General features: G+C 63.6%; 12 protein-coding genes. 4 read left to right on the plus strand and 8 right to left on the minus strand.

The genetic code is table 11. From position 1 onward, the window contains the following. Positions 1–2: 2 nt before the first annotated feature. Positions 3–2,798, minus strand: coding sequence for a PAS domain-containing hybrid sensor histidine kinase/response regulator (locus tag KOM00_RS08675; RefSeq protein WP_216498515.1), 2,796 nt, complete (start codon positions 2,796–2,798; stop codon positions 3–5). Between the two features lie 297 nt (positions 2,799–3,095). On the opposite strand from KOM00_RS08675, the gene KOM00_RS08680 reads away from it, so the two are divergent. The 3 genes from KOM00_RS08680 (at position 3,096) to KOM00_RS08690 (ending at position 5,697) form a co-directional block, all read left to right on the plus strand. After that, a complete protein-coding gene (locus KOM00_RS08680) occupies positions 3,096–3,671 on the plus strand; it encodes an ANTAR domain-containing response regulator (RefSeq protein WP_216498516.1) in 576 nt (191 codons plus the stop codon). 247 nt (positions 3,672–3,918) lie between these two features. Then, a complete protein-coding gene (htpX, locus tag KOM00_RS08685) occupies positions 3,919–4,758 on the plus strand; it encodes a zinc metalloprotease HtpX (protein WP_216498517.1) in 840 nt (279 codons plus the stop codon). Between the two features lie 12 nt (positions 4,759–4,770). Continuing rightward, complete coding sequence (locus tag KOM00_RS08690; RefSeq protein WP_216498518.1) at positions 4,771–5,697, plus strand: TerC family protein; 927 nt, start codon at positions 4,771–4,773, stop codon at positions 5,695–5,697. A 153-nt stretch (positions 5,698–5,850) separates the two neighbouring features. On the opposite strand, the gene KOM00_RS08695 is transcribed toward KOM00_RS08690, so the two are convergent. The 6 genes from KOM00_RS08695 to KOM00_RS08720 all read right to left on the minus strand — a co-directional run bounded on the left by KOM00_RS08695 (position 5,851) and on the right by KOM00_RS08720 (position 12,307). Next, the gene (locus KOM00_RS08695) at positions 5,851–7,155 is read right to left on the minus strand and encodes a hemolysin family protein (RefSeq protein ID WP_216498519.1); all 1,305 of its coding nucleotides are present in this window, start codon (positions 7,153–7,155) and stop codon (positions 5,851–5,853) included. Between the two features lie 217 nt (positions 7,156–7,372). Beyond that, positions 7,373–7,873, minus strand: coding sequence for a chemotaxis protein CheX (locus KOM00_RS08700; protein WP_216498520.1), 501 nt, complete (start codon positions 7,871–7,873; stop codon positions 7,373–7,375). Between the two features lie 120 nt (positions 7,874–7,993). Beyond that, positions 7,994–9,199: a methionine adenosyltransferase gene (locus tag KOM00_RS08705; RefSeq protein ID WP_216498521.1), complete on the minus strand. Its 1,206-nt coding sequence runs from the start codon at positions 9,197–9,199 to the stop codon at positions 7,994–7,996. Positions 9,200–9,323: 124 nt separating this feature from the next. Then, a complete protein-coding gene (locus KOM00_RS08710; protein WP_216498522.1) occupies positions 9,324–9,719 on the minus strand; it encodes an FxsA family protein in 396 nt (131 codons plus the stop codon). 9 nt (positions 9,720–9,728) lie between these two features. Continuing rightward, complete coding sequence (locus KOM00_RS08715; RefSeq protein ID WP_216498523.1) at positions 9,729–11,102, minus strand: sigma-54-dependent transcriptional regulator; 1,374 nt, start codon at positions 11,100–11,102, stop codon at positions 9,729–9,731. 11 nt (positions 11,103–11,113) lie between these two features. After that, positions 11,114–12,307: a pyridoxal phosphate-dependent aminotransferase gene (locus KOM00_RS08720; protein WP_216498524.1), complete on the minus strand. Its 1,194-nt coding sequence runs from the start codon at positions 12,305–12,307 to the stop codon at positions 11,114–11,116. Positions 12,308–12,486: 179 nt separating this feature from the next. Between KOM00_RS08720 and KOM00_RS08725 the strand changes: the two genes are divergently transcribed. Beyond that, complete coding sequence (locus KOM00_RS08725; protein WP_216498525.1) at positions 12,487–13,770, plus strand: O-acetylhomoserine aminocarboxypropyltransferase/cysteine synthase family protein; 1,284 nt, start codon at positions 12,487–12,489, stop codon at positions 13,768–13,770. Positions 13,771–14,089: 319 nt separating this feature from the next. Here the strand turns inward: KOM00_RS08725 and KOM00_RS08730 are convergent, their stop codons facing one another. Beyond that, complete coding sequence (locus KOM00_RS08730) at positions 14,090–14,581, minus strand: YchJ family protein (RefSeq protein ID WP_216498574.1); 492 nt, start codon at positions 14,579–14,581, stop codon at positions 14,090–14,092. Between the last annotated feature and the right edge of the window lie 11 nt (positions 14,582–14,592).

Raw genomic sequence — 14,592 nt, forward strand, 5'->3', positions numbered from 1 at the left:
AGCTACTCCCTGTTATCCGGATGGTGCTCCTGCCCTGCCGGAAAGATGGCCAACAGCTGGCGTGCCTTCCTGAAGTCCAGTTTTTCCATGCAGGCCTGGAGCGCCTGCAATTCTTTGGTGAAGCGGCCGCTCGGCACCTGTCTGCAGAACTTGTCGAACTGCCGCTTGGCGTCCAGGCTGTTCCTGGCCAGCAGGCGTTCGAGCTTCGTCTTTTCGGCCGCGAAATGGTCGGGCAGGAAGTGACCTTCGGGTGCCGAAGGTACCGCCCGCGCCACGGGGGGGACAGCCGGTGCGCGTTCCGCCTGGTGCGCCGCGGTACGGGCCAAGGCGCGGATCATCCCGTCCACGAGGAGCGAAGGGCGCACCGGAGCCGCGTAGACGGCGCTCACCCCCCACTCGTCCCCGAGCTGCTGCACCGTCTCCAGTTGGTCCGCAGGAACCGTGGCCACTACCGCGACCTCACTGCGGTACCGGCTCGAGATGCTGCGGGAAAGCTGTTCCAGCCCCTCCTCTCCGGCGGTAACACCGTCAATCACCACCATGTCGAAGGGAATCTGGTCCGCCGCCGGCTGCTCCTTGAGCGCCTCGCAGGCGGCGGCGAAAGTCGGTACCGCCTGAAGCTCGACCGGCAGCCCCTGCAACATCTCCGCAAGCCCCTCCACCGCGGCGGGATTGCCATCCAGGACCAGGAGCCTCAGGTTGCGCAACTCATCTTCCCGGGCTTCAGACACCGGCTTGCCGGCGGCTGGGATCGCGAATCCCACCGTAAAGGAGAAACTGCTCCCCGAGCCGGGCACGCTCTGCACCTTCAGTTCCCCCCCCATCAGTTCGACCAGTTGGCGGCTGATGGAGAGCCCGAGGCCGGTGCCGCCGTACTGGCGCGTGGTGGAGCTGTCCGCCTGGGTGAAGGGGGTGAAGATCTTTTCCATCTGCTCGGGAGTAATGCCGATGCCGGTATCCTGGACGCAGAAGTTGACCTGCACCGCCCCGTCTTCCTGACCGACCGGCTTTACCGCGACCACCACCTCGCCCCGGTTGGTGAACTTGAGCGCGTTGCCGATCAGGTTGTTCAGCACCTGGGTGAGGCGCAGCGGGTCGCCCAGGAGTTTCCCGGGGAGTTCCGGGGCGAGCCGCATCTTGAAGTCGAGCCCCTTTTCCTGCGCCTTCAGGTGGTGCATGTCCGAGATGTTGCCAAGGATCTCCTGCAGGTTCAGTTCGGTCTTTTCCAGCTCCAGCTTGCCCGCCTCCATCTTGGAGAAGTCGAGGATGTCGTTGATGATGTTCAAGAGGGTCCTGCTGGCGGAGCAGATCTTCTCCAGGTAGCCGCGCTGCTTGGGCATGAGTTCGGTCTTCAGGGCAAGACGGCTCAACCCCATCACCGCGTTCATGGGGGTCCTGATCTCGTGCCCCATGTTGGCCAGGAACTCGCTCTTGGCCTGGCTGGCTGCCTGCACCAGGTCGCGCTCCCGGCGCAGTTCCTGGGCCTCGCGCTTGGCGGTCACGTCCTCGATGACGCCGATCAGATACTTCGGCTCCCCCTTCGGTCCGCAGACCAGGGACTTGGTGAGGTTCACCCACACCACGGAACCATCCTTCCTGAGCTGGCGCATCTCGATGCTGTAGTTGTCGATCTCGCGGTTGACCAGCCGGGAGAGCTGTCCCTGTTCGGCAGCGCGGTCGTCCGGGTGGATGGTCTGCTCCAGGGTCCACCCCAAAAGTTCCTCCTGGCTGTAGCCCAGAATGTCGCAAAAGCGCCGGTTGATCCGGATCAGGATGTCGCTCAGGGCGATGTGACAGATCCCCACCGCCGCCTGTTCGAAGGTGTTGCGGAAGCGCTCCTCGCTCTCCTTCAGCTGTTCCTCTGCCTTCTTGCGGAAGGTGATGTCGGTCAGGACGCCGAGCAGGGCATACACCCGCGCATGGTCGTCCTTGAGTGGGATGAGGGCCTTGCTGACCCACTTGCCGTCACGCTCGCGCTGCTCGTCGCGCTCTATGGCGGTCCCTGCCGCCATCACCCGCTCGTCTTCCTCCTGGCGCTTGCGCGCCAGCGGCTCCTCGAACAGCTCGTAGTCGGTCTTGCCGAAGACGTCACTGGGCTCGAGCCCCAGTTCGCGGGCGAAGCTGGAGTTGCAGGAGAGGTAGACCAGGTTGCAGTCCTTGAGGAAGATGCGTTGAGGCAGGTTCTCGATCAGCCCCCGGTAGCGTTTCTCGAAGAACAGGGCACTCTCCGCCTCTTTGCGCTCGGTGATGTCGTGCACCACGCTCACTACGCGAAGAGCGGTTCCGGCATCGTCGCGGAACACCTCGCCCACCTCGGAGAGGTAACGCTCGCCGCCGTCGGGGCGGACCAGGGCATACTCCACGGTGAAGGAATCGTCACCGAACAGCGCCCTTTCTACCGCGGCCGTCACCGCCTCCCGCACCGGAACCGGGAGCAGGTCGAGGAAGTCGGGGAAGTTTTCCGGCGCTTGCTCGAAAGGGATGGCGAAGATGCGGCAGAGTTCCTCGGAGCAGTCCAGGCGGCCGCTGGCGACATCCCAGTCCCAGCTCCCGATATGGGCGATGCGCTGCGAGATGCGCAACTGCTCCTCGCTGCGCCTCAACTCTTCCTCCGACTGCCGGCGCCACTTGAGGCGCAGGGCGTGCAGCCCCCCCACGAAAACCATGGCCAGGGCTCCCACCGACCCGGCCTGGGGACGGCAGACGGCCGCGACCAGGACCAGCAGCAGACACGCGCAGATGCCAAGGGCCAACGTGCTTCGGCTATGGATTGCTGCGGATCGGGTGGCAAAAAGCATGGGGCTCCTTTAACTACCGGAGAGGCTCACAGTATCCCGCGGCATCCTTTTCAAAGGTTGACGCAGCGGTCACCCCACCGTTTGCAGGGGCATAGCCACGTTATCGGCTGCATCGTCCAAAACATTAATGAAATTAGCAGTGACGGGTGAGCCGGGTCACGCGCCGGCAAGCAACGGCCGGCACCCTGCACCGGTGCGCTTGCCTCGCCAAACACCGCTTTTTGGAACGCTCTATGCTTTTTACCAGTCAACCTGCCCGTCCGTGGCAGTTCCAATCGTCGTAAGGAGGTGAAATTCATGGGAAAAGCGGTCCTGTACATTCGCGACGAGGATCTCCTAGAGAGCCTAAAAAACAGGCTGAGGGAGCGAGGTTTTGCTGAAATAATAGCGTCCGGGGGGTCGGGCGAGCTGCTGAGCGAGGCTCTGGCTAACCATCCGGAGGTGGCCGTCGTCGAATTCCGCGCGGGCGACCAGGAGATCGTCGGTACGGTGAAAAAGCTCTGGGACAAGCTCAGCCTCCCGATCGTGATGATCGCGGAGAGCCGTGACCTGGAGGAAGTGCAGACCTGGGGAGAGGCGGCTGTGTCCACCATCCTGGCCAAGCCGGTCCGCGAGGAGGAACTGGTGGCGGCGCTGTTTCTTTCCATCGCCGCGGCGCGACGGGTGGAGCGGCTCAAGGAGGAGGTCTGTTCGCTCAAGGAGAGCATCGAAAGCAGGAAGGTGATCGAGAAGGCGAAGGGACGGCTCATGGAGCGAGACAAGCTCTCCGAGGCGGAGGCCTTCCGCAGGATGCAGCGGCTCGCCATGGACCGCAGGATATCGATGCGGCAGCTTGCCGACGCGATCCTGCTCACCGAGAGCATCGCCGGGTGAGCCCCCGTCCGTAGTGGGGTAAAAGAAACGATTGACACCCGTGCTTCCGTTACCTATATTTCATCATGGTAAAGGGGAGTAGCTATCGGTTGACACGGCAACCGACCCGTGTTCGTCAAGACGGCCGCCAAGGCCCGGACATGGGGCATGACAATCCTGTCAGAGCAGGCAAGACCTTTATCCAGTGCGACTGTGCCTGGGTAAAGGTCTTTTTATTTGACCAGGCGACTCGGCAAGGAGGTAAGTCATGAACAGATTCAAGACAGCGGTCCTGCTCACCACGCTCACGCTGATCATGGTGGCCCTTGGTAGCGCCATCGGCGGCAGGGGCGGCATGTACCTCGCCTTCTTCATGGCCTGTGCCATGAACCTCTTCTCCTACTGGTTCTCGGACAAGATCGTGCTCCGCATGTACGGGGCCCAGGAGATCACCGAGGCGGAGAATCCAGCCTTCTACGGCATGATCAGAAGGCTCGCGGTTCAGGGGGGGCTCCCGATGCCCCGGGTCTACATCATCCCCTCGGAGAGCCCCAACGCCTTCGCCACCGGCAGGAACCCGGAACATGCCGCGGTCGCCGCGACCGAGGGGATCCTGCGCATCCTCACCCCCGAGGAGATGGAGGGGGTTATGGCGCACGAGCTGAGCCACGTCGCCAACCGCGACATACTCATTTCCACCATCGCCGCCACCATCGCCGGGGCCATCTCGATGCTGGCGAACATGGTGCAGTGGGCCGCCATCTTCGGCGGCCGCAGCGACGACGAGGAAGGTGGCGGCTGGGGCGGCCTGGCACTTGCCATCATCGCGCCCATCGCCGCCATGCTGATCCAGCTCGCAGTCTCCAGAAGCCGCGAATACTTGGCCGACGAAAGCGGCGCCAGACTCTGCGGCAAACCGCGCTCCCTGGCCAGCGCGCTGAGGAAGCTGGACCAGGCTTCCCGGGCGCTGCCGATGTACGAGGCCAGGCCGGCCACGGCGCACATGTTCATCGTGAACCCGCTCACCGCGGGGATGCTGACGAGGCTTTTTTCCACGCACCCTCCCATGGAGGAGCGTATCGCCCGGCTGGAGCAGATGGGGCATTAACCGGAGGGAGTTTTGACCGACAGAGAGATGATGTGGATCGCCTTCGCGGGGATCATGACCGTGATGTTCATCCTGGACCTCTTCGTGTTCAACAGGAAGAGCCACGAGATAAAGTTCCGTGAGGCGCTGGCCTGGACCCTGGTCTGGGTCGGCCTCGCCATGGCGTTCAACCTCGGCGTCTGGCAGGTCCTGGGGCCGGCCAAAGCCCTGGAATTCCTTACCGGTTATATCATCGAGGAGTCGCTCTCCGTCGACAACCTCTTCGTCTTCATCATGATCTTCTCGTACTTCAAGGTGGCCCGGGCGCATCAGCCCAAGATCCTGAAATGGGGAATCATCGGTGCGCTGGTGATGCGCGGCATCTTCATCCTGCTGGGGATCGAGCTGATCGAGCGTTTCCACTGGATGGTCTACGTCTTCGGGGCGGTGCTGATCTACACCGGGTTCAAGATGGCTTTCGGCGGGGACGACGAGGTGCACCCCGAGCACAACCCGCTGGTGCGGCTGGTCCGGCGCTTCATCCCCATCACCAAGAGGGCGCGGGGCGACCACTTCTTCATAAAGAGGCGCGGCATCTGGGCTGCGACGCCCCTCTTTCTGACCCTGATCGTGGTCGAATCGAGCGACCTGATCTTCGCGGTGGATTCCATTCCCGCGGTACTGGCGGTCACCCATGACCCGTTCATCGTGTACAGCTCCAACATCTTCGCCATCATGGGGCTGCGCTCGCTGTACTACCTGCTGGCCCACGTCATGGAGATGTTCGTCCACCTGAAGCTGGGTGTTTCCGTGATCCTCGCCTTCGTCGGGACGAAGATGCTCCTGGCTGACCTGGTCGAGATCCCGCTGCAGCTCTCCCTGGGCGTCATCGTGGGCGCCCTGACCATCTCCATCCTGACTTCGATCTTCCTGGCCGGAAAGCATAAAGGCAGGGTGTAGGAGCTGAAAACGACAAAGGCGGGCTTAATGCCCGCCAGTCCCCAGTTCTAGTCCCCAGTTCTAGTCCCCAGTTCTAGTCCCCAGTTCTAGTCCCCAGTTCTAGTCCCCAGTTCTAGTCCCTAGTCCCTAGTCCCTAGTCCCTAGTCCCCAGTCCTAGTCCTCGTCCTTCTTGACGATCCGTACCTGGCTGATGCCGGTGCGGGTCACTTCCTCGCAGGTGAGCTGGTACTCGCCCAACTGCACCTTCTCCCCCTGCTCGGGGAAACGCCCGATCCTGTCAAGGATCAGCCCCGCCAGCGTGTCGTAAGGAAGATCCTCGCCCAGGTCGACCTCCAACAGGTCCTCGAGATCCGAGATGGAGATGAGGGCGTCAACCTGGAAGCTCCCGTCCGCCAGCACCTGCACCCGGCTCGGTTCCCCCACGTCATGCTCGTCCTCTATCTCGCCGACCAGCTCCTCGAGCAGGTCCTCGGTGGTCACGATGCCGCTGATGCTGCCGTACTCGTCCACCACAAAAGCCATATGCACCCTGGTCTTTTGCATCTCCTTCAACAGCTCGCTCACCTTCTTGCCCTCGGGGACGAAGACCGGCGGACGCACTATGGAACGGATGTCGAAGTCGGGCTCGCGCACCATGCGCCCCAAAAGGTCCTTGCCATGGATGAACCCGACCGTCTCCTCGATGCTCCCCAGGTAGACCGGGTAGCGGGAGTACTGGTTGTCCAGCACGCCGTTCAGGATCTCCTCGTTGGAGAGGTTCAGGTCGAAAGCGACCACGCGGGTGCGCGGCACCATCACCTCGCGTACCGCGGTGTGGGTGAAGTCGAAGAGGTTGTCGATGAAGGTGTGCTCGGTCTCGCTGAAGATGCCGCTTTCGTGCCCCTCGGCGACGATGTGCTGCACCTCCTCGCGGGTCATGAAGGCCTTCCCCTCGCCCCTGAGGCCGAACAGGGCCAGGGTAGCCTTGGTGGAGAAGCTGAGCACGGAGACCAGCACGGCAGCCACCCGCGCCAGGAAGGTGATGGTGTGGACCACCCGCAACGCTACCGGCTCGGCGTACTGTAGGCCGATGGTCTTCGGGACCAGTTCGCCCAGGATGAGCTGCAGGTAGGAGATGGCGCTCACGACGATGCCGATGGCCAAAGGCTCTGCCGCGTTACGGACCATGGCGACGGAGGACACCTGCAGCACAGGGCGGATGTAATCCACGGCGATGACGCCGCCCACCGCGGACGCGGTCGAGCCGACCACCGTGACGCCGATCTGCACGATGGCCAGCAGGCGGTGCGGGTCCCTTTGCAGCGACTCCACCAGCGCGGCCCGCTGGTTCCCCAGGGCGACCAGCTGCGCGACCCTGCTCTTACGAATTGAGATGATGGCGAATTCGGCGCAGGAGAAAAATGCGTTCAGCAGAATGAGGACGGCGATGACCAGCAGTTCGACGAAGACGGTGTCCAATTACCCTCCAGGTTAGTTCATGGGTCGCCCGCAGTTGCTCCGCAGGCGTCCAAAGTTCAACAGTTGCTCATTTTCAACGGTAACCGGTGTCTTGTCAACCTTTTGTATCGACTGAGCCTGGACACGGGGCATGGTCCGGCTTGACGGGGGGACCACAAACAGAAAGCGGCCACCTCGTTGGTGACCGCTGCCAGTGGGACGAATTCGGAGAGAAAAGCTACTTGCCGATCTTGAACGAGAGCAGGAAACGCTCATCGCCGCAGGTAAAAGGCATCACCAGCGATTCGGCACTGGAGATGCTCTCCAGGGCGTAGTCGTTGCCGTAGATCACGGTGGGTATGGAGAGGTTGATGTCGGCACCCTTGGGGGAGAAGATGTGCTTCACGTCCCCCCCCACCATGTTGGCGATCTCGCCCATGGCGTCGTTGACATCGTCGTCGACTTCGGTGACGTCCATTCCCAGCATGCTCGAGGTGACCTGGAGGGCCAGCCTCTTGGGACAGTGGATGGCCAGGATCCCAGAGTGGCTTCCGGCCAGCCCGACCATGCTGGTCACCGTTTCATGAAAGGTCAGGACCGGCTCCTCCAGGGGGGGCTCGTCGACCACGTCCAGCATCACCATGGTGGAGAAGACCCCCTTGGTGATCTCGGCAATGGTTTTTCTTACCTCGTCCTCGGTTGTGTTGGCCTCGCTGAGCACCGCTGCATCAAGCCCCATGTTCCGTCCTCCTCACGCGCATCGATTAGGTACGTCTTCCAGCACCCGACAAAGAAGAGCAGGCTGATAAAGATCCGTATAATTGCATTCGGCAGAAATGCGCCGCTCTTTAGCGAATTTTTAACAGACCGGGTAGGCGCCCCGGGCTAGGGCATAACAGAACTCCGTGATGCCGGAGAATTGCCGCTGCATGACCTCCCGCACCTCCCCCTCGACTTCGGCCACGCTGCGCCCGGGTTCCATGACGAGCTGCGCGTTCGCCATCTGCGGCCGGTCCACCGGGTCCCCGATCCGGCTCAGCAGCATGACGTAGGCACCCTGCACGCCGGCGACCGACTTGCAGATCTCCCGCGCGATCCGGTGCGACAGCACGTTGTAGATCTTGCCGACATGGCTCATGGGATTCTTCCCCGCGGCGGCCTCGGTGCCGATCGGACGCGCGATGGGGATCAGGCCGTTGACGCGGTTGCCCCGCCCCACCTGACCGGAATCGGCGTCCTCGGCGGAGGTCCCCAATAGCGACAGGTAGACGCCGTTAAGGCCGCGCCCGGCCTGGTCCAGGGTGTTGTAGTGCACCCGGACCCGCTCGAAGCCGCGGCACCCCCCCGCCAGGAACTGCTGCATCTCTGTTTCGACGGCGTGCTTTCGCTCGAAGTAGTCGCGCTCAGAGGTGATCCGCTCGGCAAGAAGAGGCATGGCGACGGTCAGGTCCAGTTCTTTGCCGTTTCTAAGCCCCATCACCTTGACGTCCTCGCCGGTTTCCGGAAAGAGCGCCTTGAACCGCCCGCTGTTCAACTCCCGCTCCAGGGTCAGCACCGCACGCTCGGTCGGGCTCAGGGGGTAGTACCCCACGGCGGCCGAGGTGTCGTTGGCCCCCCTCACCTCGCCGGGGCGCGCGAAGATGTCGGTCAGCTCCTGCGAACCGGGGGCGAGCTTCAGGCGGTAGGTTACGTGGCGCTCCGGGTCCACGTGGCGCAGGTTGCCCGCGATCCACCCCTTGGCGGCGGCGACCGCGATGTCGTGCACCGGGATCTCCTTGCCTGCCAGAGTGAAGGTGGCCCGGTCGCCGATGGTGAGCTCCATCGGTTCGAGCACCTCGCCGCCGCCGAAGCGCTTTCCCACGCGTCCGGCCGCCAGGAGCCCCTTGTCGATGTTGTGATGCAGGATGGTACCGAACTCGGCGAGGTACGCCTGGGAGAGCGCGACCGAGATGGAGTCCATGATGCAGTCGCAGATCTGGTCCGGGTGCCCCGTCCCCTTGCGCTCCACCATCTCGACCCGCTGCTGCATCACCTGGGTACCGTGAAACTCTTCCACGACCAGCATGGCGTTCCCCTTTCCCCGCAGCAGGCGCACCGACGGCCGCGCGGACACTGGGAAATAGTAGCCCAAAAAGGTGGGGGTGCAATTGGAGCGGGAAACGGAGGGTGCCGCCGGGACGAAGCAGGGATCAGAAGTGTCGGCGCATCACGAAGCCGCCGCGGGCGATCCTGGCCTGCAGCCAGAGCCCGAGCCAGAGCTTGATGTAGCGCCTGGTGGCGGGGATGAGGAAGAAGATACCCAAAAAGTCGGTGAAGAAGCCGGGTGTGGTGAGCAGGACGCCCCCGACGAAGACGAGGGCCCCGTCGAGAAGCTGCGCCGCGGGAAGCCTACCCCGGGAGAGCTCGTCGCGGATCTCCCCGAGCACCCTCCCCCCTTGGTGGCGCATGAGCCACGCCCCCAGAAGGCTCATGAACAGCAGCGAGGCGACGGTGGCGACGCCGCCTATCACCTGCCCGATCTTGATGATCAGGTAGATCTCGATGACCGGGACGATCAGGAAAATGAGGAACAGTCTGAAGAACATGGCGCCCCGCTACTTCTTCATGTCGATGCCGTAGCTCTTGATCTTCCGGTGCAGGTTGCTCCGCTCCAGTTCGATCGCCTCCGCGGTCTTCGAGACGTTCCAGTCGTTCTCCTCGAGCTTCTGCATGATGAACTCGCGCTCGAATTCCTCGCGCGCCTCCCTGAGGCTTGAGAGCTCCAGCACGCTGTCGAGCTTGCCGCCCCCCCCCTCCCGCCCCCCGGCGGAGACGAAATCGTCGGGGAGGTGGTTCATGGTGATGGTGCCTCCGGGGGTCATGATCACCAGGCGCTCCACGATGTTCTTCAACTCGCGCACGTTGCCGGGCCAGTCGTAGCGCTTGAGCGACTCCATCGCCTCGGGGACGATGCGCTTGTGCTCGCGCCCCTCCAGGTCGCAGAAGGCGTCCAGGAAATAGCCGGCCAGAAGCGGGATGTCCTCGCGGCGCTCGCGCAGCGGCGGCACCTTGAAGGGGACCACGTTCAGGCGGTAGTAGAGGTCCTCGCGGAAGGTGCCGTTCTTGATCTCCTCCTCGAGGAGCTTGTTGGTGGCGGCGACGATACGGACGTCCACCTCGAGGGTCCTGGTCCCCCCCACCCTCTCGAACTTCTTCTCCTGCAGGATGCGCAGCACCTTGGCCTGGGTCTTGAGCGACATGTCGCCGATCTCGTCCAGGAACAGGGTGCCGCCGTCGGCCAGGTCGAACTTCCCCTTCTTCTGCGCGACCGCGCCGGTGAAGGCGCCCCGCTCGTGGCCGAAGAGCTCGCTCTCGATCAGCTCCTCGGGGATCGCGGCGCAGTTGATCTCGATGAAGGGCTTGTCCCGGCGCTGGCTGTGGTAGTGGACCGAGCGGGCCACCAGCTCCTTGCCGGTGCCGTTCTCGCCGGTGATGAGGACCGAGGCGTTGGTGGGGGCGACCAGCCGGATCTGCTCGGCGAGCTGCTGCATGGCGGCCGAGTTGCCGATCATCTCGTGCCCCTGCTGCACCTGCCCCCTGAGCGCCGCGTTCTCCTCCTTGAGGCGGTTCATGGAGAGGGCGTTCTCCACGGTGACCACCACCTTCTCCAGGGAGAGCGGCTTCTCGATGAAGTCGTAGGCCCCAAGCTTGGTCGACTTGACCGCGGTTTCGATGGTGCCGTGGCCGCTCATCATGATGACGTTGAGGGCCGGGTGCAGCTCCTTCAGGCGCTTGAGCGTCTCGATGCCGTCCATCTTGGGCATCCAGATGTCCAGGAGCACGAGCCCCGGGAGCTCCTTCTGGCACAGGGCCAGCGCCTCGGTGCCGTCGGCGGCGCAGACGGTGCGGTACCCCTCGTCCTCGAGGATGCCGGCCAGGGAGGAGCGGATACCCTCCTCGTCGTCGACTATCAGAATGGTCTCGGTCATGGTGGTCCCTTCTATCCGGGGAGGCCCGCCTCTTTGGCCAGCTCGCGCCAGGCGGGGATGCTTCTCTCGATCATCCCCTTGTCCACGCAGTAGGCGATGCGGAAGAAGCCGGGGGCTCCGAAGCCGGCGCCGGGCACCAGCAGGATGCGGTGCTTCTGCGCCATCTTCACGAACTCGACGTCGTCGGCCAGCGGCGACTTGGGGAAGAGGTAAAAGGCGCCGTCGGGCTTCACCATGGAGAAACCCATCCCGGTGAGGGAGTCGTAGAGCAGGTCGCGCTTGACGCGGTAGGCGTCGATGTCCACCGAAACGTGCTGCAGCCCGGCCACCAGGCGCTGCATCAGGGCCGGCGCGTTCACGAAGCCGAGTACGCGGTTGGAGAACACCGCCCCCTCCATGAACTGGTCGACGTTCTTCATCCGCGGGCTCGCGGCCAGGTAGCCGATGCGCTCGCCGGGGAGGGCCAGGTCCTTGGAGTGCGAGGTGACGATGACGGAGTTCTGGACGTAGCGGAAGATGCTGGGAACGCTCTTGCCGTCGTAGGCGATGCGGGCGTAGGGCTCGTCGGAGATGACCAGGATCTGCCTCCCCAGTTCCTCTTCCTTGGCGGCTATCATCTCGCCCAGCGCCTTGAGGCTCTCGGCCGGGTAGATGACGCCGGTCGGGTTATTGGGGGAGCAGATGATGATGGCGCGGGTCTTGGCGGTGACCGCGGCAGCGATGGCCGGGATGTCGAGCTGGAAGGTCTCGCGGTCGGTCCAGACCTCGACCGGGACGCCGCCGTGGTTGTCGATGTAGAAGCGGTACTCCACGAAGAACGGGGTGAGCAGGATCACCTCGTCGCCGGGGTTCAGGATCGTCTTCAGCACCACGTTGAGGGCCCCGCCGGCGCCGCAGGTCATCACCACCTGGCCACCCTGCACCGGAAGGTCGGAGGCGGCGGAAAGCATGCGCGCCACTGCGTTCCTGGTCTCGAGGTAGCCGGCGTTGTTCATGTAGCGGTGCATGCCCGGGACCGGCGCATTGGCGAGCTTCTGGAACTCGGCCTGGAACGCCTCGGGGGGCTCGACGTCGGGGTTCCCGAGGGTGAAGTCGTAGACCTTGTCGGCGCCGTACTCCTTCCTGAGCTTCTCCCCCTCCTCGAACATCTTCCTGATCCACGACGATTTCGCAATAAATCCGGCGATCTTATCAGCGACGGGCATGCATCCCCTCCTTTTTTGGTGTCTCGTTTTATTAGCACATTACCGGAACCGGGGCAAGGCGTATTCCCCCGGCGATCAGGCCACCCAGGCGCCATTCTAATATTTCCCTGCAAACGCGATGACAATTCTGCTATAGTACGCGCCTTGCCTTGCTATACAGACTCACGGAGGAGGGAACCATGAAGAAGAATTGGCGCATCGAGACCCAGGCGATCCAGGAAGGCTTCGCCCCCAAGGACGGCGATCCCCGCATCCTGCCCATCTACCAGAGCACGACCTTCAAGTTTTCCAGCGCGGAGCACGTAGCCAAACTGTTCGACCTCGAAGTCGGGGGGCATTTCTACACCCGGCTTTCCAACCCGACGGCGGAAGGGTTCGAAATGAAGATCGCCGCAATGGAGGGGGGGATCGCTGCCATGGCGACTTCGAGCGGCCAGGCGGCCTCCACCATCGCCGTGATGAACATCTGCCGCTCCGGCCAGCACGTGGTCGCGGCCAGCACCCTGTACGGCGGCACCTACTCGCTTTTCGCCAACACCTTTCCCAAGATGGGGATCGAGGTGACCTTCGTCGATCCCGAGGCGGACGAGGCGACCATCGTCGCAGCCTTCCGCCCCGAGACCCGCTGTCTCTTCGGCGAGACCATCGGCAACCCCGGCCTCAACATCCTCGACTTCGACAAGTTCTCCCGCATCGCGAAGAAGATGCAGGTGCCCCTCATCATAGACAACACCTTCCCGACGCCGTACCTCTGCCGGCCGCTCGAGCTCGGCGCCGACATCGTGATCCACTCCGCCACGAAGTACATCGACGGACACGCGACCAGCGTTGGGGGCGTGATCGTGGACGGCGGCAACTTCGACTGGGGCAACGGGAAGTATCCGGAGATGACCGAGCCGGATGAGAGCTACCACGGCCTGCAGTACCTGAAGACCTTCGGCAAGCTCGCCTACATCGTCAAGGCGCGCGTGCAGCTCATGCGCGACATCGGCCCCTGCCCGGCCCCGATGAATGCCTTCCTTTTCAACCTGGGGCTTGAGACGCTGCCGCTTAGGATGCAGCGCCACTCCGAGAACGCGCTCGCCATGGCGAAGTTCCTGGAGAAGCACGAGGCGGTTTCCTGGGTGAGCTACCCGGGGCTCGAGAGCCACAAGAGCTACGCCCGGGCGCAGAAGTACCTCCCGAAGGGGGCGAGCGGCGTGCTCACCTTCGGCATCAAGGGGGGCGCAGCGGCCGGGAAGAAGTTCATGGAGAGCTGCCAGCTGGTGGCCCTGGTGGTGCACGTGGGTGACGCGAGGAGCTGCGTCCTGCACCCGGCCAGCACCACGCACCGTCAGCTTTCCGAGGAGCAGCAGGTCGCCTCGGGGGTCACGCCCGACCTGATCCGGCTCTCGGTCGGCATCGAGCACATCGACGACCTTATCGAGGACGTGAACCAAGCGCTTTTGGCCAGCCAGGAGTAGGTGATCCGCCCGGAGGAAATCCCCCTGTACCCCATTCGCAAAAAGGGGGGCCCTCACCCGGCCTTCGGCCACCCTCTCCCGGAGGGCGAGGGTAGTCGGCACCGTTTGCCGGTGGCAGGGTAGTCGGCCACCTTTTCCCGGTGACAAGGGTAGTCAGCCACCGTTTCCCGGTGGCAAGGGTAGTCCTTCCCCTTCTCCCCTCGGGAGAAGGTGCCCCGAAGGGGCGGATGAGGGCACCCGCAGCTGCCGCACCAACGCCAAAAAAAGAAGGGGCGAGTGGAATTCCACTCGCCCCTTTCCTATTCCCGCTCCGGCCGGTCTACTTGCCGCAGCACTTCTTGTACTTCACCCCGCTGCCGCAGCTGCAGGGATCGTTGCGCCCGATCTTGGGCGAGGTCCTCACCACCGGCTGCCGGGTCACCGGTTTGCCGTCGGTAAAGAGCCACCCCTCCTTCTCCTTCTTGAACAGGGCGCGCTCGTGGTGCACCCGGTCCTCCCCCTGTTCCTTCCAGCGGGCCATGAACTCCACCTCGCCGGTGGCGTCATCCTTGCCGCCGTCCTTGGTGGAGACGATCTCCAGTCCCTGCCATTCGGACTTCTCGGCCCACTCGCGCGTCCCCTGAGCGTCGTACCCCTCGCGGTGCTTTGGGTGGGTGCTCTCCAACAGGAAATCGGTCTCGACGTTGGCGTACGCGGCGTAACGCGCGCGCATCAGCGCCTCTGCCGTCTCAGCGCGGCGCTCCCCCTTGATGACAGGGCGGCAGCATTCGGCGTAAGCCAAACCGCTGCCACAGGCACACAGCTCCATCAGTTACTCCTCCT

This window comes from Geomonas diazotrophica (genome assembly GCF_018919385.1).
GTDB lineage: Bacteria > Desulfobacterota > Desulfuromonadia > Geobacterales > Geobacteraceae > Geomonas > Geomonas diazotrophica.